Here is a 22,108-nt window from a genome sequence, read left to right on the forward strand (position 1 = left end):
AGGCACTATGCTAACTTTTGAAGAAAAATTATCAATCATTGAATCTTTCCCTGAATTAGAAAGAAAAAACGTATCATTAAAACGTGTGAACTTTCACTTTGAAGAAAGTCGTTTAGATAAAAAGAACGTTGTATATCATTTACATCCAAATGGAAACGGATTTGTATATGCAAGTGGTATTAAAGGTTACAAAACGGATGATAAAGGTATGGTTAACATCCGCGAATTTTCGGCAGATGAATTACGCTCAGTAATCGAGCAATCAATTGAACTACTTTCACAAGAAGAAGTAGTAATTCCTGCAGAACCTGCGAAAGAAGAAGAATGGCAGAACGAAGACGGTCATATCCTTACTCTTATCTCAGAGGACGATATGTGGAACGTGTATGCTGGTGTAAATTTAGACGGTACATTCAACTCTTATCCAGAAGCTGCAGAATACCTTGATGAAGAAGGTTTTTCACGTAAATAAAAATAGAAAGTGGGCATCCCCCACTTTCTATTTTTTTGCCCCTTTTAAAGACTCTCTAAGCACAAACTTTTGTAATTTCCCACTTGCATTACGAGGAAGTTCATCCACAAATAAATAGTGGCGTGGACGTTTATAATCTGCTAATTCGTCACTTTCTTTACAATACGTTTCTAAATCTGCCTCTGAAATATTTTTATCTTTCTTTACAACGACCGCCACAACACGCTCTCCCCATAACTCATCCGGCTCACCAAGCACCGCAACATCTAATATACCAGGATGACTATGAAGGAAATCTTCAATTTCACGTGGATAAATATTAACGCCGCCACTAATCACCATATCATCCACGCGATCTGCGACGAATAAATAGCCGTCTTTATCGAAGTAACCTAAATCACCAGAGTGATACCACCCTTTATACATCGATTTTGCATTTGCCTCTTCTCGGTTATGATAACCAGCCATCATAGTTGGACCGCGCAAAATAATCTCTCCTACTTCATAAGGAGGCAATACATCATCTGGTTCTGCCGGTGCATCTTCGCTCGGTTTTACAATTCGAATTTCATGACTAAAGCATGGCGTTCCCGCTGAACCAGCTTTCGTAATTTGATCCTCTTCTACGAGAAACGCAACAACAGGTCCCATTTCTGTCATTCCGTAAATTTGAACAAGATCAATATAAAGACGTTCTTTACATTCCTTCACTAATGCTGGCGCCATCGCAGCTCCGCCGTATATACCGATCTTCATCGACGTTAAATCATACTGCGTTAAATCTTTTTGCAATAACATATTCCACATCGTCGGTGCTGCAAAGAACGTCGTAATCTTTTCTTCTTGAATCGTATGTAATACTGTTTCTGTATCAAAATGATGTAAAATAACATTCTTTCCGCCAACTTGAATGCGTGGAATAATCCCGGCATTTAACTCACCGCAGTGATATAAAGGTGCGACAACAAGCCCTACGCTATCCCTATTATATTTAAGGAAATACGTACAAATCATACTATGCTCAGCCATTTCGCGATGACGATGTAATACACCTTTCGGATGACCTGTCGTACCGCTTGTATACAGCATAGAACAATAATCCATTTCACCAATTTCAATATCTACTTTTTTGGAAGATGCTTCATTTACTTTTTCATGGTAGGAGCTAGCATAAGAAGGTGTATCGTCTTCTACATACCAAAAAGACGAATTTGGGAAATCTCGTTCAATGATAGCGACAGTTGATTCAACTGCTTTTTCAAAAACAACGACTTTCGAGGATGCATCCTGAAGAATATAAGATACTTCTTTTGCTTTTAAGCGGAAATTAATTGGGTTAAAGATCGCTCCAATTTTCGCACAAGCTAAGTAAACGTTTACAAATTCACGGCAGTTATATAAGTAAACAGATACAGTATCGCCCTTTCTTACCCCTTCTTCTAATAGAGCATGCGCCGTTTTATTTATTTGCTCATCCCACTGTTTATACGTCCAGCGAATATTTTTTTCTGGTTCCACTAACGCCTCTTTATTCGGATACTTACCAACAGCTAAATCAAATATTCTCCCTATCGTCATGTACATGCCAACAATTTCCCCCTTTTCTCTTTCATAAATCTATCATTTCGTCCATAAGTAGACATTGTCCTTTAATGATTTGACTAATTTTTCTGATTATTATCGACATAGTTTTACAAACAGTTCTGGTTTTAGCGGTAAGTGAAATTATATCGGCGATTTTCCAGATATATCGGCGCAACTTGAATTATATCGGCGATTTTTCGAATATATCGACTTACCGATAAAAACTGACAAGATAAAAAAGAAGCTGTCCCGACTCGGAACAGCTCCTTTCTTCTTATGCAAATAGCTCTTCTAAAATTTTCAGTTTGTCATCTGTATATTTTACGAAGCCATCGTTATATGATTTTGGATCTTTCGGATTCGCAAAGTGCGTAATTGCTCCCGTTTTCGGATGAACAAATTTACTTGATGCACCACAACCAAGTCCGATAATTGATTGTACTTCTTCCATAATGACAATGTTGTAAATACTTTCTTGCGTCGGCATTGCATAACCAACGTTCTCTAAATTACCTAAAATATTCTTTTGACGATATAGGTAATATGGTACGTAATTATGCTTTTGCGTCCACTCTTCTGCTTCGTGCATCATCGCTGTAATTTCTTCGCGACCTGCTACTTTATATTTACGTTTGTTTTGCGTCATTTCAGAAGCACGTTTAAATGATAACGTATGAACTGTTAATGATTCTGGCATTAACTTTTCTGTTTCATCTAGCGTATGCTTGAAAATATCTAACCCTTCACCAGGAAGACCAATAATTAAATCCATATTAATATTATTCATTCCCATTTCACGAGCTAAATGATACTTCTCAATTGTTTCTTCTACAGTATGATGACGTCCAATTGCTTTTAATGTTTCTTGATGGTATGACTGCGGATTAATACTAATACGGTCAATGTTCCATTTATTTAACACTTCTAGCTTCGCTGGCGTAATTGTATCTGGGCGACCTGCCTCAACTGTTACTTCACGCACATTTTTCACATCTGGGAACGCTTCATACATTTCTTCATACAGCATATCCATCTCTTCTGCTGTAATACTTGTCGGTGTACCGCCGCCGTAATAAATCGTCGTAACTTTTACACCTTTTTCTTTTAAAAACTTACCAATTTCACGAACTTCATAATGTAAACCACCTAAGAATGAATCAACAGAGCCTTGACGTCCGTTAATTGCATACGCCGGGAATGTACAGTACGCACACTTTGTTGGGCAGAATGGAATACCGATATAAATACTTACTTCCTCTTTCAAACGATATAAATCCGGAACTACCGCTAATTGGCAATCAACGATACGTTGAAGAAGTTCAATTTTCTCTTCATGAATTAAATAACTTTCACGAAGTTCTTGGTGTGCTTCTTCTTTTGACATACCATTTTGAAGCATTTTATGAAGAAGTTTCGTTGGACGAACTCCAGTTAAAATACCCCAGCTTTGTTCAATACCAGTTAACTGCTGAAGAACAGAAAGATATACATAAGAAACAACGTGCTTCACTTGCTTCATACGCTCTTTTTCATCTGTAAAAGCAGATAAATCTTTTGCGAATGTTTCTTCATACACATTTCCAGTCGCAACATCTGTTAAACGAGCTGATGCTTTCACATTCTCTTCAATGTGTATATCAACGATAAGATTTGCTTCCTCTTGTTCAAATCCAATCGTACTATCTTCAAAAAATAAGCCGCCAATATTTTGTAGCGGACGTAAAAAACGATCATCTTGTAACGTTTTAATTGAAATTAACAACATTATCACCTTTTCATTTGCAAACTCTCTTTAGTTTACTTGAAGGGCGTTTGCAGGTCAATACAGAAGGTTTTACCTTATTTTCATATCCTATTTAAAACAAACTGAATATTGATTTTTCATGAACTTTCCCTAGTTGTATAGACATTAGAATATACTCTTGTTACAATCTAGAACGTATTAGTACTTGCTACTAATTTAAATACATATAAAGGAGGACTCTTAACACGACATAAAGACTATCACGTGTTAAAACAACTATGAAAAAAAAGTTTTACAATATTTTAGCACTATCTTTAGCATTACAAACATTTGTAGCACCTATCCATTCATTCGCGGAAAGCATAGAGAAAACTGCGGAATTGTCTATGGATGAGCAAGCTTTAAAAAGCATTGAAGAACATGCAAAACAGCATAGACATGACGAAGAAAACGACCTTGAAATCTCGGGTGAATATCTTCTCCACTTATCAACAAAACTTCCACTATACGATTCAAACGACTTAAAAACGAAAACAAATATTGAAATTGCTGAACCAGTAGTAAAAGCAACGAAGAAAAAAGGGAATGCATATTACATACAAACTACGTTTGGTGCTGGCTGGGTTAATAAGGAAAGTAATAGTTTAGAAGTACAAGAGATTCATACACTCTCGAATCAAAAACTAATCGTAACAGAAGAAGCATCAGTATATTCCTTCCCTTTCCAATCGTTTAAAGAAGAAACGAAATTACAGCCACAAACAGTAACTCCTACTGAACAAGCTGGGAATTGGTTTAACATTCAAATGAACGGAACTGAGAAATGGATTTATGCTCCTTCAGCTACATTCGACGGTACGAAAGCATCATTATTTGAAAAAACAGGTGCTATCGAAAAGAGAAGCGCAACTTTCTTCAAAACACCATCTAATTTACCTACAAATAACGTTTATGGTGTTACATTTAAAGAAATGATTGTTCCAAAAGGGAATGAAAATATTCGCCCTGGCTACGCAATGGAACCGAAATACATTACAATTCATGAAACTGCTAATACAAGTAAAGGTGCGAACGCTTTAAATCATGCGAAGTACTTAGATAATCAAGCTCGCGGAAATACTGATCGTTCAGCGTCTTGGCATTTTACAGTAGATGACAAAGAAATTTATCAACATCTTCCCCTAAATGAAGTTGGGTGGCATGCTGGAGATAAAACTGGAAACTATGAATCTATCGGAATTGAAATTGCTGTGAATAGTGATGGAAATTATACGAAAGCGGTAGAAAATGCGCGCAAGTTAGCTGCTTTCTTAATGAATGAATTAAACATATCTCTAGATCACGTTCAAAAGCATCAATTTTGGAGCGGAAAAAACTGCCCTGCATTTATGATTCAACGTGGACAATGGGATGCTTTCTTAAAGGGCACGAACGCTTACTATAACGAACATCGTAAAGATGTTATGCCGCCGCCAGAAGTCCCTCATGAAAAAGACGACATTACAGGTGGTTGGTATGAACAGGACATTCGTCAATTAGCTGCTAGAAAAATCATGTTCGGTGATGGAAATGGTTCTTATTGGCCAAACCGTCTCGTAACACGAGCTGAGTTTGCAAATTTAATGTCGAGAGCTTTAAAACTACCTGCTGGAAATGCTAAATTTACAGACTTAAACGAGGCACATCCATCTTTAGTAGATGGAATTAAACGTGCTGCTAGCGCAGGTATCATTAATGGTCGTGGGAATAATAAATTTGATCCCAATGCTACAATAACACGTGATGAAGCTGTTATTATGATTGACCGTGCATTAGAATATAACTGGATTTATAGAAAAGAAGTGAAATTACCATTCACTGACCAACACTTAGCATACGATAAAAAAGCATTACAAAATGTTTACGCATACGGAATTGTAAAAGGTAACGAACGAAATGAATTCGTACCAAAAGGCACAGCAACACGCTCTGAAGCAGCCGCATTTTTAAATCGAATGCTTAAAGTTATTGAAGCTTAAACAAAGAAAAACGTAGCCAAAAGCTACGTTTTTCTTTTATCGTTTCGGTGTATTTTTATGATTCTTCAAAAACGGAAGCGGGAATTGCTTGCGGAAATGCTCTTTAATCATATACTCTACGCCGTTCTCACTATTTGAACGTGTAATCCAGTCGGCCGCTTGTTTTAATTCTACAGGCGAGTTCCCCATCGCTACACCAAGCCCTACATTTTCAATTACTTCTAGATCTTCTAAACTATCTCCAATCGCAACCATTTCGTTTAGCGAAATATTTAAATGCTCTCCAAGCAATTGTAATCCGCGTAATTTTGATACATTTTGCGGCAAAATTTCTATTCGTTTTGAATCACACTCAACGTACTCTATATCTTGAAATGCTTTTCTTAATGTATTGAGCCCTCTTTCTTTTTCACCTTTCGTTTGGAAAAGAACATCAATTTTTGGTGCCGCTACTGGATGATCACGAAGCGCATCACCTAATGAATCCACAAATTGAACTGGATAAAATAACGGATCTGCACTCGATAACACCGTACGCGCAATTAAGTTTGGTGTATTTCTCTCGCGATTTCCGATTGAAAACCGTTCATGAGAAATACGGACGTTACAGTCAAAATGCTCTAACACTTGCACAATGTTAAATGTCTTCTCTTCCGATAATCTTCTTTGAACGTACGGCTTATCTAACGTTGCTGAAACGAAAGCACCACCGTGTGTCACTAATATAGAATCTAATTTTAACGCCTTTGCTACTTTATGAGCGGACTGAAAATTACGGCTCGTAAATAATGTAACGTATACATCTTTTCTTTTTACAAATTCAATTGTTTCACGTAATCCTTTTGCAATTTTTCCGTTGTTGTATAGTAGTGTCCCATCTATATTAAGAGCTAGTAAGCGATAAATCATGTCGCACTCCCCCTCTTCGCTGTTGTACTCTATCCATAATTTATGAAATAAATGTAGCAAATAGAACGAGTTAGAATTTCTACTGAAAATTTGGTTTACTATATACATATACACTTAGTAAAGGAGATAGTACAATGCAGGCACCTCCTTCCTTTTATGAAGGCAATACGTTAGAAGTCGCAAAAAAATTACTCGGACAGAAACTTGTTCATATTGTAGACGGAATAAAGCGAAGTGGAATCATTGTTGAAGTAGAAGCATACAAAGGTCCGGGTGATAAGGCCGCACATAGTTACGGCGGCAGACGGACTGATCGTACAGAAGTCATGTTTGGTGCGCCAGGACATGCTTACGTATATTTAATTTACGGTATGTACCATTGTTTTAACGTCATTACAGCACCAGTAGGCACCCCGCAAGGTGTTCTCATTCGAGCCCTTGAGCCGGTAGATGGAATAGAAGAAATAAAACTAGCGCGCTACAACAAAACAGACATTACAAAAGCGCAATATAAAAACTTAACGAACGGACCTGGCAAATTATGTCGTGCCCTTGGAATCACTTTAGAAGAACGAGGCGTATCATTACAAAGTGACACATTGCATATTGAACTCGTCCCAGAAGAAGAACACATATCATCACAATATAAAATAACAGCAGGGCCTCGTATTAATATCGACTATGCAGAAGAAGCTGTACATTATCCGTGGCGTTTTTATTATGAGGGGCATCCGTTTGTTTCAAAGAAATGAACGATATCAACGATTTTTCAAATATATCAACGATTCGACATGAAATATCGACTTACCGACAAATGATGACAATTACGAATAAAAGAAGACTGTTCCAAAATGGAACAGTCTCTCCCTTTTACTCCGCACCTTCCGCAGTCGCAATATTATCCTCTAAGTTTTCTCTAGATAATTCAGCCGCCATAAAGTCAGCTGTTTCTGGAAGTGCTAAATGCATATGAGCTTTTTGACAAATTTGGATTGTGCAGTTTTCAACAACATAATCAAAAACGTGCCCGCCTCCGCTTCTTTCATCATCAATATAATGTAAGTGGAAACCAGATACACCAATACCTTGCGCATAATCTGGTGTCCAAAATCCAGCTAGCGTACCTTCCGTATTTTTAAAGGAAAAGATTGGTTGTGATTTCGTCACTTCAACGAGCGGTGTATACGGTTTTTCTTGTTTTGGAACAGTTCTCGTTCTTACTTCGCGGAATGTACCATCCATTCGAATACCGTAAAATAAGTTTTTACTCGGCATTAATTCATGTAATAATGCTTCCACTTCTTCACGATTCATCGGATGCTCCACTGTATAACTCATTTCTTTTTCAAAAAACGTTACAGTCGCAAATGGTGTTGTTTCTTCTGGCTCTACTTTTTCTGCTGAACCGTCTGAACGTAAATGATAAAATTCGTTATCAAACGCAATCATTTCACCATCTAACTGATCAAATGTGCCGATACCGAAATCACCATGTTTTTTCAAATCTTCAAAGCTAATCACACCATCATATATACCATCTAATAGCGCAAGCATTGTAGATGTTTGATATACTTCGTTATTCGTTTTCGTTCTTTTTGCATCAATATCAATTAATTGCGCAACCGTCATCTCAAATCTGCCTCCATTAGTTTAATTGGTTTGGTAATAATTTTTCGCTTAATTTAATGTTGTCACGATAGTCAATTGGAATATCAATAATGACAGGACCATCTGCTGCTAGTGCTTCTTTTAATACACCTTCTAATTCATCAGGCGTGTTAACGCGAAGACCTGTCGCACCGAAACTTTCTGCATATTTTACAATATCAACATCACCGAACTCTGTAGCTGATGTTCTTCCATATTTCATCATTTGTTGGAACGCAACCATATCATACGTACCGTCTCTCCATACAAGATGTACAATTGGAGAATTTAAACGTACCGCTGTTTCTAATTCCATCGCTGAGAATAAGAAACCACCGTCACCTGATACGGAAACTACTTTCTTACCTGGTTCTACTAAAGTAGCAGCAATTGCCCAAGGAAGTGCAACACCTAACGTTTGCATACCGTTACTAAATAATAATCTACGTGGTTCATAAGAACGGAAACATCTTGCCATCCAAATGTAATGAGAGCCGATGTCACACGTAACAGTTGTATCATCACTAATTAAAGAACGAAGTGTACGAATCACTTGAAGCGGATGTGTAACACCTTCTGAAGCACGATTTGGAACTTCTGCTTGTTCTGATAATTTCGCGCGTAATCGCTCTAACACTGCTTCTGATTTCGTACTTAATACAAGTTTCGGTAATTTCTCCGCGATGCTATTTACAGTTAAAGCGATATCACCAATTAATTCACGCTCTGGTTGGTAATCGTGGTCGATATCTGCTTGATGGTCATCAAGATGAATAATCGTTCTGTCTCCAAGTTTATTCCAGAATTTCGGATCATACTCAATTGGGTCATAACCGATAGAAATAACAAGATCTGCTTCTTCTAGTAAAATATCACCTGGTTGGTTACGGAATAATCCAACGCGGCCGAAGAAATGATCTTCTAACTCACGTGAAATGGCACCAGCTGCTTGATATGTTTCAACGACAGGAAGTTCTGTATCCGCAATTAATTCACGAACAGCTTTCGTCACTTCATTTGTGCTTGCTCTCATACCGAGTAAAATAACCGGCAATTTCGCTGCTTTTATTTTTTCTACTACGTATGTAATATCATGTGTGGGAGCGATTCCAAGCTGTGGCTTAGAAAGCGCACCGATAGACTCTACATTCGTTTCCGCAGTCATAACGTCTTGCGGAAGACTTACTAAAGTAGCGCCTGGATTTGTGGAAGTCGCACTTCGAAATGCATTTGATAATGCTTCTGGCACATTATCAGGATGCTCTACTTCTACGCTATATTTTGTGATTGGTTCGAATAGTGCAGCATTATCCATAGATTGGTGCGTACGTTTTAATCGATCCGTACGTGGAACTGCACCAGCTAAAGCAACAACGGGATCACTCTCTGCATTCGCAGTAACAAGACCTGTCGCTAAATTTGATGTCCCTGGTCCTGAAGTTACAAGACATACGCCCGGTTTTCCTGTTAATCTACCAATCGCAGCTGCCATAAATGCTGCGTTTTGTTCATGACGACATACAATTAACTCTGGTCCTCTTTCTTGCAGTACATCAAATACAGAATCAATCTTCGCTCCTGGAATACCGAAAACATGTGTAACACCTTGTTTAATTAAACAATCAACAACAAGATCTGCTCCTTTTGTTTTTGTCTTCACGTCGTTTGCTTTTACACCTGTACTCAAACTAATCATTCCTTTGTTTCATAATTTGTGTAATAAAGATTTTAATTTCACCTGGTTAATTAATGTGGTGAAGTATTATTTATCATTATATTACAAATACATTATTTTTCCAACAATATGAATATGACATTATTTTGACAACCACTAGAGAATACGCTTACAACCCTTTATTTATCCTAAAATAATATTTTTATACCTCTTCTAAAAATACACAAAAAACTTCCATCTCATCACGGTACCAAAATGTTTACAGTACCTTGCAAAGAACACTACTAAATGATATATTTGTAAATATTGGAACACCCATTAATTGGAATAACATTCATAGTTAGTATATCCCCCTTTCAAAAAAGAGCGGATTCTCAGCTATAATTCATTATTTTATAAAGGGAGGTGATCGCAATGAACAAAAGTGAATTTTTAAGCCAACTTAGTTCCTCTCTACGGAATATACCTAATTCAGAAAAGGAGGATATTATCTCAGAATACGAAACTCATTTTATTAGTGGTAAACAAGATGGCAAATGTGAAGAAGAAATTGCTAGAAAACTAGGAAACCCTAAAACGATCGCGAAAGAAATTAATGTTTCCTATGCAATAAGCAATGCTGACAGTAAACGAAGCTTTAAAAATATGCTAACCGCACTATTTTCTGTTATGAACTTAAGTGTTTTAAACTTTGCCTTTATCTTTGTCGCCTTTTTCGTACTACTCTTTTTATTACCTTTTCTTCTAGCACTGATCATTGCCACTCCAGTATTAATTATTTCACCTATTTTATTAATAGGATTAGGATTCTTTAAAGGGTTTCATCAAATTAGTTATTCCGATGTTTATAATGTGTTCATCGCTTTTTGCGTCGGTTTACTCATATCCGTCGTATGTTATCAAATGGGCAAACATATATACGCACTTTTAGTAAAGTATTTGAAATGGAATATTGCTATTTTACAAAGACATTAATGAATAAAAAAGGAGATTAAAATGAAGAAATATACTTTATATTCACTCATGCTACTTACTCTTTTATTTCTATCAGCTTGTTCAAACAGTGCACAACCTAAGGAAGAAAACGATGTACAATCTATTAAAGATGTTACGGTTAAAATTCCTGAAACTATATTTACTTCCTCAAAAAAGAATGAAACGATTAACGAAGATGAAATGAAACGAAGTATAAAAACTTATTTAGATTATAGCGGAGAGTTATACGAAAACATCGTTCCACTTTCGTCAGCCATGTCTGACGAGAAGGTTACTGAATCCGACCGAGAGAAATTACAAAAACTAATAGATTTAGCTCAACAAAACGATGCGAACTTCCATCATTTTATTAGTAACAATACGATTCCTGCTGATTACAAACAGCCTTCGAAGGAAATTCATGATTACATTTCATCGTCTACGGCACTTTCAGTAGAATTAGAGCAAGAACTAGACAAACTCGCTGAAGATGGCAACTTGTTCAAAACCGATTTTTCTTTTACAAAGCGCTTTGAGAAAGTGAATGGAAGAAAGCAAAAAGAGATTGAAAAGTTTTTGAAGGAGAAGAATATTGAAACGGAGTATTTTAAAAAATAATTCAAGTTTGTATTAAAACATAAAAAAGGACCTTCATAAAGAAGGTCCCTCCAGAATTAACAACAAATAACAACGGGCAATAAAAATCTCTATACCGACAACATATAGTATTTTTATGATTGGAGTAACTCATCCAAAAAGTTAACCTTTACTTTATTAACAATAATAAAGGTAACAAACGACAAATTATAATACAGTGAATTCTTTTGCCGTGTCTCAAAATAATCGACTGTATTATAAATTAATTCTATTTTTTATGTATAATTGAATACGACTACCCAACCTAATAAAAGGCAATATATTAAGCTGTCAGTCCTCGCGAGTTTTCTGTTTGCCTTTAATGTAACTATACTATAGTTTATTCTTTATATCACCGAACACTTTTCTCGTACAAGCGCATTTCTCCTTGCGTGACCACCGCAATTTATTGCATCGGACCTACTAATGTCCACTCTAATTTCCCTTTATATTCTCCGAACACTTTAATTCATAAATCCTTTTATAACTAATCCCTAAATAGTGAAAAGGAGCATCTATTTAAAGATGCTCCTTTTCACTATTTGCCATTTCACTCATTAGCTGGAACATCACTTAATGACCAAGTAAATGATGTTTCATATGATGTTGCATACTTCGTTGTCTCACCAGGTATATCCAATTGGATGCTTGATTCTTTTGTCTTATCATTTCCAAAACGATACACATATGTTGCTTCTTCTTCCCCAGACTTTCCTACAAGAACATTTTGTGCTGCTCCTGATCCATCTGCTGTGACATCAAAAGAATCTTTAATAAGGGATAACCCTGGCATCTGTACACTCGAAATGATTTCTGCATTATGGAATGTAATTTTCGCTCCTGTCAATTCTCGACCTTGCTTATCTTTTAATGGACCATTTTGTCTTACTGATAGCGTCCACGATGACATATTGGCACGATTATCCGTTACCTGTACATAATTCATTTTTGTAGAACCATCTTCTAACTTTTGTCCTTTTGCAAAATAACTTTCGTTCTTAGAAGAAATGAATTGCTCTCCAAAGTTTAAAGAAGATGCAAAGTCTAAACTTAAAGGACCTTTTGTACCACCTACCGGCTTCTTATCTGGCGTTGTTTCATCTATTGGATCAACCGGTTTCTTCGGATCTTCTGGATCAATTGGTTTTGTTGGTTCATCATATGGCTTAACTACTAAAGCCGCTTTATCTGCAATTGTAATGCTTATCTCATCGCCTATTTTGACAGTTCCATCAGCTTCAATAATTGGCTTATTTCCTTTCACAATTGCTTCATTTATAAATGTTTTCCCAGCACCAGAACGTAACACTTCTGTCTCAAATATTAATGCGTATTCTTCTACATGCTTCATATCACCAATTTGAGCTAGTAATTTATTCCCTTGCACAAGAACCGGAATGCTTGTCCCTTGCTCTTGTCCATTTATTAGTTTTACTACTTTTCCGCTTCCTTCTTTATACTGTAGATACGCTGGTAACGTATCTTCTATCATAACGTTCTTAAGAGAAGACGCTATTTCTTCTTGTTTCAACCGCACAGTATACTGAATCGTATCTCCAAACTTTACTTCCCCGCCGTTTACATCGATATGAGATTTTTCTCCACTTAACTTCGGTTCTTTCGATTGAATAATTACTGTTGCTGGATTACTCGGATCTGGCTCGAATTCTCCCCCTCCATTCGGAAGATCAATTTTTGCTTTCACCGTATTGACTACTGCTTTTTCTATTGCTTTCTCATTCAAGACAGCCTCAAATGTTATTGTAGTTTTTTGTTCATTAACTAACTGACCTAATTGAAATATTAGCTGCCCTTCTTTTTCATCTATTGTATATTTCGCTTCTGGTATGCTCATTTGAATCGATGCCTTATCTACTGTAATACCCTCTGGCAATTTATCAAATACATTTACATTGACACTATTAGCAATAGAACCTGGAATTGTATTTTCCACAGTTATCGTATATTTAACACGATCACCTATATGGTATGTATCGCCACCATCTACTTTTTCTACTGCCTTGTTTAGTTTAATAAATGGATTCAATGGTAAAACTGAAAAATCAGCTTTACTCTCTTTTGTTACAACTTTATCATCTGGTTGCTGATATGTTAACTTTGCCGTATTGCTAACTGTTTTTTGCATTGCAGAAGGTAATATTTTTACAGGGATTTCTACTGTTACACTCTCATTTTCTTTAAGAGATGGAATCGTATAAGATAACTGCTTCTCTTCATGCTGAGTTGATATTTCCATATTATCTGGTTGTTTCGTTATCTTTATATCTCCCGCTGGTTCAATCCCTTCTGGCAGCAAATCTTCAATCCGTACATTTTTTGCCTCTGAATGTATAGTATGATTTTCAACCTTAATGGTATAGTCCATAAACTGACCCGGGAAAACTTTTTCTGCGCCATCACGTGATTTTACTGACTTTTGAATCGACACATCTGCATCAGAATATTGTATTATAGTCGACGCTACATTCGTCTGTTCCCATTCCATATCGACATCAGCAGCTGTATCAAAATACCTAATAGATGCTTGGTTTTTTACCTCACCTGCCTGCATAGCTTTTACTGGTATAGTAAACTCAATCACATCATCTATATCCAGCTCACCTGGATATCGCATATGACTGTAACCACTTTGAGCTGAAAATTGTAGATTAACAGCTTGCGTTTTCCCTGTTTCTGCACTCTTTACTCTCGCAGTTGGTTTTCCATTCTCAATTACTTCCTCAGGTAATACATCTTTTAAGCTAATCATTTCTGCTGGGAAACCCCCGACATTTTTAGCTGTAACTGTATAGTTAAACGTATCGCCCACTTTTACTTGCTTAGGTGCTTTCTTTTCATAATCTAAACACGCCTCTGTTCCAAAGTGAACATTATCTATAAAGTTCCCTATACTACTATTCACTCGTGGAGTATAGAACCCTAAGTATATATCTCCACTATCCGGAAGCTCCTCTGCCGGAACTTTCACATTTCTCTCTACCCACTGCCCCGTCGCTCTATATTCAGGAGATTTATAGATTGTATTAACTACTTCTCCCCTCATACTAGAACCACTTCCACTCGTCTTAATTTGCGGGGTTCCTGCACCACTTACGATATGCATAGTTTCAGCTGGTGATGTTTGACGTTGTTTATGGTATACACTAATATGTATATCCTTTTTAGGATTTGGCACGGGAATCTTCGTATATAAAACGCCACCTACCGCTGCATTTAATTCAGCATATTGATTCCCCTCTTTTGCATCACTATATCCAAGTGATTTATGCTGAATTTCAATTAGTCTTCCAGATTGTGCATCTGGATATCTTCTTTTCAAAGCATCTGGTACTTCTTTGTTGTACTCAGTTGTCGTTAATCTTCGAAATGGTATTGTGTCCCACCCAGGCACCTCTTCTGGTGTAAAAAACACATCTCCTCTTTTCCACAATGGCTTTTCAAATCCACCATTAACAGTTCTCACAGGATGTCCACACATCTTCCCGGGTAAATCGTCATCCACTTGTTCAATCATATCCTGTGCCATGGCAGTTGGAATTTGAATATTACTTACTGTAGATAGTAACAGTAACATAACAAAACAAATTTTCATGAGTTTCCTTAGCACATTATTACCTCCTATCTTTCTCTATTTATCTAGCATCCTCTTATTCGCTTTTACGTATACAATGAAAAATCTGAGCAAAGAACTATTTTCTCCATCCATTGCTCAGATTTTTTACATGTATTACATTTTTACTTTTGTTCTTCTTTTTTTGACTTACGGCGTCCAAGGAAATAGAAGAATATCGCAATTAAAATTAATAATACTCCTCCGAGCACATAGTACCATGTGTAATCCTTTTTAATTGATACATCTGATTTATTATATTTCTTTGCTGTATCAGCTTTAATAACAAAATCTTTCGTCCAAGTCCATGTTTTCCCTTTTGACTCGGCCGTAATTGTAGCTCTATATTCTCCCGCTTCTAATGGCTGTCCTTCTAACTGAATTGGATAATTAAAATTAGAATTAGGTGCCATCTGCATTCCTTTTTTTTCAGAGTGATACAATACTTCAGATGATCCCTTACGTGAAATTTTCGCATCTATCGATAGCTGATTCACTAGCATCGGCTTTGTATTTTGAATATTAGCGTTAATGACATTTCGAGCATTCATTTGTCCCGGAGCTACATCGTTTAATGTTAAATGAGGTTCTACCTCATTATCATTTTCATTCAACACTAACCCAACAACATAAGAATAACGATTTTCTATGGATACGTTCTTTTTTTGTTGTGGCTTATTATCTTTCTTCTCTTTTTCTTGTAGTGAAATACCACCTAATAAAATACCATCGAATTCTTCCTCTGGCATTTTCACTTCCACTGGTAATTCAATTTGCCCTTTTGCAGGCACTGTAATTTCATTAACAGTTTTCACTACATCTGTAATTGGTAGCTTTAATGTTTTATCATGTTCTTTCACTTCCATGCTATAATCCGCAATACCATTTACATTTGTTACTGCTACATTAACTTTCGATTCGATTGTAACAGCCTGTTTTGTATCGTTCGTCAACACTATCTTCAATGTTTGTTGTTGACCCGGTTTAACTCTTAAGTCAAAATACGTTTTATTTTTATCACGTTGATTTTCTGGAATAATTGGCTTTACTGCAAAATTTAATTCTGCTGCTAAAGTCTTAGATTGATAGGCACCACCCAATCCAATCATAAATACAGTCAATAATAGAATCGATACTATTTTTTTCACATATTTCATTTCATTTAAACACCTTTCCAATTTAGAACGCAGGGCATAGAAGCAGAAACAATATATTTTTTTATTTATTCATGTATTTGATAACTCTCACATTAATAGCATTTATTCAGCAACATATATTTACCCTTGTTCAGATTGACCCACTTCATTTGCTGGTACATCTGATAAAGTCCATGTTAATGTCGTCTTATACTCATCTGCATATTTTGTTGTTGCACCAGGCACTTCTAATTTAATACTTTCAGCTTTCGTTGCATCATCACCAAATTTATATACGTACGTTCCAGCACCCTCGCCAGCTTTTGCCTCTACTACATTTTGCACTGCACCTGTTCCATCTGCTGTTAAATCAAATGAAGGCATTACTTCGGATGGCTTAGCTGATTTTGAAGCTGTATTTACAGTACCGTTAGTAAACGTAATTTTCGCACCTGTTAATTCATTACCTTTTGAATCTATAAATTGACCATTTTGTTTTACTGATAATGTCCAACCAGCCTCTGTTCCGCGGTTATCTGTTACTTGAACATAGTTAGGTTTCTCTTGTCCATCTTTAAATTTTTGCGTTGCTGCAAAATATGTTTCATCTTTCGTTGAGATTACGTTCTCCCCAAAATCAAGAGAAGATGCAAAATCAATGCTTAATGGACCAGTTGTTCCTGGCTCTGGTTTACCATCTGGATTTGTTGGATCAACTGGTTCAACTGTTGTATTCGGATCTGGATTTTCTGGGTCAACAGGGCCAGTAATACTTTCGTTCGCTTTAAACTTTACAATTGCAGTTGAATCTAATGTTTTCGTCTCTTCTGCAAATGCAGCTGCTCCCCCAAATGATAATGCTGATACTAATAATGCGGATGTCGCTGTTACTTTTATAAATTTCATATTCATTCCTCCATATACTATATTTATTAGTTATTTGCTGGCGTATCTGATAAAGTCCACGTTAATTTTGTAGTGTACGCAACTGCATCCTTCGCTGTCTTACCAGGAATCGTTAAAGTTACTGCTGTATTTTTCTTTACCGCTTGACCGTCAATCGTAACATCTTCAAGAGAGCCGAAGCGTCCTACCCAAGTCCCCGCTCCTGAACCGTTTTTTGCCTCCATTACTAACGACTCATCTCCATTTGGATTCAGTTCAACCGGCTGTGTAGTTGGTTTCGTAATACCTTCTGCATTACTTTCTGCTTCAATAGTACTGATTTTAATTTGAGCACCCGTTAACTCTTTATTTTGTGTTGCATCATTTTTCAATTGACCTTCTTGCTTTACTTTCAAAGTCCAGCCTGCGTTTGTACCTCGTTTATCAGAAACTTGTACATAATTTGCAGTTGCTTTTGTACCGTTACTGTAAGTTTGTGGTTCTGCATAATACACTGCATCCGCACCAGTAATTTTATTTTTACCAAAATCTAAAGATGATGCATAATCAATACTTAGCGGTCCTGCTGTTCCAACATTCGGCTTGCCCTCTGGGTTTGTTGGATCAATTGGCTCAACCGGATTATTTGGATCTGGATTTTCTGGATCGACAGGATTTGTTACATCCATATTAGGCGTAAATTCCACTACACCATTCGTTTTATATTCGGCTGCTGATACAGGCATCCCTAACTCCGTAACTCCTAGTACTGCAACACTAGCAAATGCTGCAATTCCTAATTTCATCTTGTTCATAATCTCTCTCCTTAAATCTTTATATTTTTATTAACCATGCTAAAGTAGCCATTCCATCTCATTCGAGAACTACCTTTAACAAGTGAATAAACGATTGAATAAAAATACCTTCCTCATAAAGTGGAACTATAATTAGTGGGGGGTTGCGGGCAGTTAATCTCTGAACTAACTTCTTTGCTCCAGCCCAATTTTGAGGTGGGTTTTTTACTGCCCACAAATAGCGGGATAAACTTTTCCATTTTGGAGACCAATCCCTATTGTAGCTATCCTTCTTGAACACCAAAACGAAAAAAAAGGGCGTTATCACGCAAAAAAACATTCGCGATGGCGCAAAAACATAAAAAAAACGAGAGAGACAAAAACAATGAAATCGTTTTTGTCTCTCTCGTTTTTACAACTAACTTCTTCTACTATACCAGTCTTCTCCCCTTGTAATTTCCTACCTTTGTAACTAACATTACTACTGCAATAGAAAGAATAAAGAAACCTATAATTTGAAGTAAATTAGAGGTTTCCCCACCTGTTTTCGGTAATATACCACTTTTAATATTCTTATTCGCATCTATGTTAGCATCATCCGGTTTATTTGGATTTGTAGTCGGAGAAACATCGCTATTAGAAAACGTAATTCCAGCTTCCGAACTCACACTTTCTGCTAAAATTTGTTCCGGGGAGCTACATGCGATTAAAAGCGAAAAAATCGCTATTAAAGTGTAACTATATTTTTTAATCATTTTATCTCCTTCCTTTATATTCTAATATCAGAAATTACATGTTAACATCCTAATTTACTACTTATATCATATAATCCCATTTCTAGATTAACTATGAATTACTAATATCGAAACGAAAAGAACACGCATCACCACGCAATTCTATTTCGGTGTAATATTTGAGAAAAACTTTATCTTACAAAAAGCCCTTTCTATAAAATTAGAAAGGGCTTTTTACTTATCTATTTTAAATTAAAAATTTATGGATGGGATAAACCATAGTTCTTTCGCCTTTTGTACGGCTTCCATTCTTGATGAAACTTGTAACTTATGAAATATATCGGTCAATTTATATTCTACCGATCTTTGACTTAAGTTTAATATTTCCGCAAGCTCTCTATTTGTTTTTCCTTTACCAACTTCAACTAGAATCATCTTCTCTTCATCATTTAAAGAAACTATATTTTTCATTTCGCCTTCTATATTTATATTAGACGCATTTTCTACTACCCTTAACTGCCTTACAAGTTGATAAGGGAGAACTACTTCTTTTTTCACAGCATGACGGATTGCGTTTATCACTTCTTTCTCGGAAGAAGTTTTACTTAATACACCAAGTACTCCGTTATCCATTAATAAATTATAATGTGCAAACACATCAAACCCTGTAAAAATAAGAATAGCTGCCTCTGGTTGCACACTAAGTATATATTTAGAAAGCTCTAAACCATTTATTTTCGGCATTTGTAAATCTATTAAATATACATCATACTGCTTATTTTGTATGACTTCTCTTATTTCTTCACTATCATGTAAAACCTCAGCTTGTATATCATCATATCTTTCAATTAATGCTTTCGTTCCTAAGCCAACTGCAACATGATCATCTACAACAAGAACAGAAATCATTTTCTCATCCCTTCCACATTTAAAGATTGCATTAATTAATGCTTTTTCATACTGATTTTAATCTTCAATCCATTATTCGCCTTTGAATCTATTGAAATTTCTCCATCTAAACTATGAATTCTAGTTACAATTCCAGATAAACCTAAACTACTATAAGAATGATTTAATTCACCTAAATCTAGCCCTATTCCTACCCCATCATCATCATAAGTTAATTTCAAATATCCATCTTGTTCATACAATCGAATTGTAACTTTAGACGCTTTCGAATGCTTTAATGCATTATTCAATAACTCCTGAATAATTCTATAAATTGCTTGTTCATATTCTACATTAGGTAGGATAATATTATCTTGAATTTCATAATAGAAGAAAAATGTAGCTTTAAGATTTACTTGCTTAAATAAATCTAATAATGCTTTTTTTAAACCTAATTCATATAAAAATGGAGGACGTAAATTATTACATGTTTCACGAATGACATAAATATGATCTAAAACATCTTCATATACTTCGTTAATTATAATTTTCATATTAGCATCTGGAATATCTTTATGATATGCCTCTAATTTCCTAGATAAGCGTATTTGGTCTTGTAATACACCATCATGAATATCACTCGCCAAATTCGCTCGCTCTTTTTCAGACAAATTAAATAGTAACTTTGAAAGCCACATCGGAGGCTGTTTCGGTTCATTAATCGTTTGCAGTTGATTCACTAAATCTTCCACTTGATGTGAGCATTCTAATAATAAATCAGCATAACTACATAGTGTCTCTAACCAGCCAATTTCTTGAACATTCAAACCTCTTCTATTATTATGTTTACATAGCAATACAATCATTGTTTTTGCTGAAATGGACAAAACAAATACAAAGTGATCTTCTAATTTTATAATTGAACCAACATTATATGTCTCTAACTGATATCCATTCAATTGCTTTAGCACATCTTCAGAAACAACTTCATCACCAATAATTCGGAAAGAACTATCCCCTTTACTCACTTCGATGCAACATATTTCCTCTATTCTTAATACATCAGTAATCTCTCTCTTTATGCTAACAATTAAGTTTGAAAACTTATATTCATTTTTTGCCTGATGTAAAAATCGATGTAAACTAAACTGATAATTTTTCTGAGAATGATATAATTTTTTCCTTAATTTAAAATCCAAATAATCCTTTATAAAGAAAACAAGCATTAACGATACAAATACGATACAAGCAAATCGAATGATATCTAATATGTTATCACTCGTATTGTGAAAAATTATAATTCCTAATATAACGAGGAAACCAGTTAAACATATAGAGAGCAAAGCATAATACTGAACTCTACGAATGATAAAGTTAAAATCAAATATTTTCCCCTCAATAATCATATAGAAAATACAAATTGGGACCAATAAAAAAAAGATCGCTACCATCTCAACGCTTATTATTTCTTTTTCATCTATCAAATTAGGAATTAAAAATAAGAATATAAACGGCATCGCTGATATGATTGCACTCATAATAATAATTCTTATAAACTTAAAGTAATAACTTTTTCTACTTTTAAAATAAAATCTAAACATAACATACACTGTTAATAAAAATAAAAAAGAACTTAACACTATAATGTACTTCGTCGATAAATCATTATATTTTAAATAGATAAAAATAGTTAAACAAACCAAAATGAACGCTATCATATTTATATAGATTAATTTTGTTTTTGTTATAAACCTTATCTTCAAGGTTTTCATAAACATATCCATAAATTTTACAAAAAAGACAACTGAGTACATTAAAGAAATGGCAACTACAATATACGCTATTAAATCTTTTCTTAGTCCTGCCATAATACTAATGTAACTCATCCCTAAACAATGAAGAAAATAGATTAAATCTTTCGTTCCTGCATTCAAATGCGGAGCACGTATTAAAATATATGTCGATATAAAAAAGCATGTTAGAAAAAACACAGTTGGTAAAAAAAGATGGTAAACCAATTGCTGATCATACGGACTATAATCTACTTTATACTCCTCTATTGTTCCATTTTTCTTTACCGTAATATTATTTGCCCTCTCAGTAGCACAATATAATGCAATATTAGAGTCATCATTAGGTGGAATACCATCTATTTTTTCAATAATATCCCCCACTTCTATATCTTGTTCTGCTGCCCAGCCATTCTTTGCAATATTATTAATCACAAAGTGATTTCCTTGTTCCTCTATCCCAATCCCTACCCTAGGATATAACATGATTTCGACTGCAAAATAACTAAATAAACTAAGCGATAGTAATGTCACAATCAATTGATATTCATACTTAAATACTCGAACCACTTTCGTACAAAACTCCTTTT

At 35.4% G+C, this 22,108-nt stretch carries 17 protein-coding genes; 5 read left to right on the plus strand and 12 right to left on the minus strand.

Annotated elements, in window-relative coordinates; translation table 11 throughout:
- Positions 1-7: 7 nt before the first annotated feature.
- A complete protein-coding gene (locus tag MR147_RS10150; protein ID WP_000955016.1) occupies positions 8-472 on the plus strand; it encodes a hypothetical protein in 465 nt (154 codons plus the stop codon).
- 27 nt (positions 473-499) lie between these two features.
- On the opposite strand, the gene MR147_RS10155 is transcribed toward MR147_RS10150, so the two are convergent.
- Both MR147_RS10155 and MR147_RS10160 read right to left on the minus strand, forming a co-directional pair.
- Positions 500-2,056 carry a fatty acid--CoA ligase gene (locus tag MR147_RS10155; protein WP_242304058.1) on the minus strand — a complete coding sequence of 519 codons (1,557 nt, stop codon included), beginning with the start codon at positions 2,054-2,056 and terminating at the stop codon, positions 500-502.
- A gap of 274 nt (positions 2,057-2,330) precedes the next feature.
- Positions 2,331-3,821 (minus strand): coproporphyrinogen III oxidase, encoded by a 1,491-nt coding sequence (locus MR147_RS10160; RefSeq protein WP_242304059.1) that lies wholly within the window; start codon positions 3,819-3,821, stop codon positions 2,331-2,333.
- A gap of 257 nt (positions 3,822-4,078) precedes the next feature.
- Between MR147_RS10160 and MR147_RS10165 the strand changes: the two genes are divergently transcribed.
- On the plus strand, positions 4,079-5,818 hold the full coding sequence (locus MR147_RS10165; RefSeq protein ID WP_242304061.1) for an S-layer homology domain-containing protein: 1,740 nt from the start codon (positions 4,079-4,081) through the stop codon (positions 5,816-5,818).
- 36 nt (positions 5,819-5,854) lie between these two features.
- Here the strand turns inward: MR147_RS10165 and MR147_RS10170 are convergent, their stop codons facing one another.
- Positions 5,855-6,727 (minus strand): Cof-type HAD-IIB family hydrolase, encoded by an 873-nt coding sequence (locus MR147_RS10170; protein ID WP_061682699.1) that lies wholly within the window; start codon positions 6,725-6,727, stop codon positions 5,855-5,857.
- Positions 6,728-6,861: 134 nt separating this feature from the next.
- On the opposite strand from MR147_RS10170, the gene MR147_RS10175 reads away from it, so the two are divergent.
- Positions 6,862-7,479, plus strand: a complete 618-nt coding sequence (locus MR147_RS10175; RefSeq protein WP_074607454.1) for a DNA-3-methyladenine glycosylase — start codon at positions 6,862-6,864, stop codon at positions 7,477-7,479.
- Positions 7,480-7,597: 118 nt separating this feature from the next.
- Here the strand turns inward: MR147_RS10175 and alsD are convergent, their stop codons facing one another.
- Together alsD and alsS are read right to left on the minus strand one after the other, a co-directional pair.
- A complete protein-coding gene (alsD, locus tag MR147_RS10180; RefSeq protein ID WP_074607453.1) occupies positions 7,598-8,356 on the minus strand; it encodes an alpha-acetolactate decarboxylase in 759 nt (252 codons plus the stop codon).
- A gap of 16 nt (positions 8,357-8,372) precedes the next feature.
- The gene (gene alsS / locus MR147_RS10185; RefSeq protein ID WP_074607451.1) at positions 8,373-10,061 is read right to left on the minus strand and encodes an acetolactate synthase AlsS; all 1,689 of its coding nucleotides are present in this window, start codon (positions 10,059-10,061) and stop codon (positions 8,373-8,375) included.
- 402 nt (positions 10,062-10,463) lie between these two features.
- Here alsS and MR147_RS10190 point away from each other — a divergent pair, with 402 nt between their 5' ends.
- Both MR147_RS10190 and MR147_RS10195 read left to right on the plus strand, forming a co-directional pair.
- A complete protein-coding gene (locus MR147_RS10190) occupies positions 10,464-11,024 on the plus strand; it encodes a DUF1700 domain-containing protein (RefSeq protein ID WP_074607449.1) in 561 nt (186 codons plus the stop codon).
- 21 nt (positions 11,025-11,045) lie between these two features.
- The gene (locus tag MR147_RS10195) at positions 11,046-11,642 is read left to right on the plus strand and encodes an NDxxF motif lipoprotein (RefSeq protein ID WP_074607447.1); all 597 of its coding nucleotides are present in this window, start codon (positions 11,046-11,048) and stop codon (positions 11,640-11,642) included.
- Positions 11,643-12,210: 568 nt separating this feature from the next.
- Here MR147_RS10195 and MR147_RS10200 read toward each other — a convergent pair.
- From MR147_RS10200 to MR147_RS10230, 7 genes are all read right to left on the minus strand, one after another.
- Positions 12,211-15,288: a WxL domain-containing protein gene (locus MR147_RS10200; protein ID WP_242304062.1), complete on the minus strand. Its 3,078-nt coding sequence runs from the start codon at positions 15,286-15,288 to the stop codon at positions 12,211-12,213.
- A gap of 128 nt (positions 15,289-15,416) precedes the next feature.
- Positions 15,417-16,448, minus strand: a complete 1,032-nt coding sequence (locus MR147_RS10205) for a WxLIP family cell surface protein (protein ID WP_074607445.1) — start codon at positions 16,446-16,448, stop codon at positions 15,417-15,419.
- A 120-nt stretch (positions 16,449-16,568) separates the two neighbouring features.
- On the minus strand, positions 16,569-17,333 hold the full coding sequence (locus MR147_RS10210) for a WxL domain-containing protein (RefSeq protein WP_242304063.1): 765 nt from the start codon (positions 17,331-17,333) through the stop codon (positions 16,569-16,571).
- 26 nt (positions 17,334-17,359) lie between these two features.
- A complete protein-coding gene (locus MR147_RS10215; protein WP_139302840.1) occupies positions 17,360-18,127 on the minus strand; it encodes a WxL domain-containing protein in 768 nt (255 codons plus the stop codon).
- A 410-nt stretch (positions 18,128-18,537) separates the two neighbouring features.
- Complete coding sequence (locus tag MR147_RS10220) at positions 18,538-18,861, minus strand: LPXTG cell wall anchor domain-containing protein (RefSeq protein WP_074609036.1); 324 nt, start codon at positions 18,859-18,861, stop codon at positions 18,538-18,540.
- Positions 18,862-19,092: 231 nt separating this feature from the next.
- Positions 19,093-19,749: a response regulator transcription factor gene (locus MR147_RS10225; RefSeq protein ID WP_074609034.1), complete on the minus strand. Its 657-nt coding sequence runs from the start codon at positions 19,747-19,749 to the stop codon at positions 19,093-19,095.
- Positions 19,750-19,784: 35 nt separating this feature from the next.
- Complete coding sequence (locus MR147_RS10230) at positions 19,785-22,088, minus strand: ATP-binding protein (protein ID WP_074609033.1); 2,304 nt, start codon at positions 22,086-22,088, stop codon at positions 19,785-19,787.
- Positions 22,089-22,108: the final 20 nt, after the last annotated feature.

The organism is Bacillus cereus group sp. BfR-BA-01350 (assembly GCF_022663775.1).
Lineage (GTDB): Bacteria > Bacillota > Bacilli > Bacillales > Bacillaceae_G > Bacillus_A > Bacillus_A paranthracis.

Bases quoted from the DNA above. Each gene is read 5' to 3' on its own strand.
- MR147_RS10150 (WP_000955016.1), top strand. From the start codon at position 8: ATGCTAACTTTTGAAGAAAAATTATCAATCATTGAATCTTTCCCTGAA.
- MR147_RS10155 (WP_242304058.1), bottom strand. From the start codon at position 2,056: ATGTACATGACGATAGGGAGAATATTTGATTTAGCTGTTGGTAAGTAT.
- MR147_RS10160 (WP_242304059.1), bottom strand. From the start codon at position 3,821: ATGTTGTTAATTTCAATTAAAACGTTACAAGATGATCGTTTTTTACGT.
- MR147_RS10165 (WP_242304061.1), top strand. From the start codon at position 4,079: ATGAAAAAAAAGTTTTACAATATTTTAGCACTATCTTTAGCATTACAA.
- MR147_RS10170 (WP_061682699.1), bottom strand. From the start codon at position 6,727: ATGATTTATCGCTTACTAGCTCTTAATATAGATGGGACACTACTATAC.
- MR147_RS10175 (WP_074607454.1), top strand. From the start codon at position 6,862: ATGCAGGCACCTCCTTCCTTTTATGAAGGCAATACGTTAGAAGTCGCA.
- alsD (WP_074607453.1), bottom strand. From the start codon at position 8,356: ATGACGGTTGCGCAATTAATTGATATTGATGCAAAAAGAACGAAAACG.
- MR147_RS10190 (WP_074607449.1), top strand. From the start codon at position 10,464: ATGAACAAAAGTGAATTTTTAAGCCAACTTAGTTCCTCTCTACGGAAT.
- MR147_RS10195 (WP_074607447.1), top strand. From the start codon at position 11,046: ATGAAGAAATATACTTTATATTCACTCATGCTACTTACTCTTTTATTT.
- MR147_RS10205 (WP_074607445.1), bottom strand. From the start codon at position 16,448: ATGAAATATGTGAAAAAAATAGTATCGATTCTATTATTGACTGTATTT.
- MR147_RS10210 (WP_242304063.1), bottom strand. From the start codon at position 17,333: ATGAAATTTATAAAAGTAACAGCGACATCCGCATTATTAGTATCAGCA.
- MR147_RS10215 (WP_139302840.1), bottom strand. From the start codon at position 18,127: ATGAACAAGATGAAATTAGGAATTGCAGCATTTGCTAGTGTTGCAGTA.
- MR147_RS10220 (WP_074609036.1), bottom strand. From the start codon at position 18,861: ATGATTAAAAAATATAGTTACACTTTAATAGCGATTTTTTCGCTTTTA.
- MR147_RS10225 (WP_074609034.1), bottom strand. From the start codon at position 19,749: ATGATTTCTGTTCTTGTTGTAGATGATCATGTTGCAGTTGGCTTAGGA.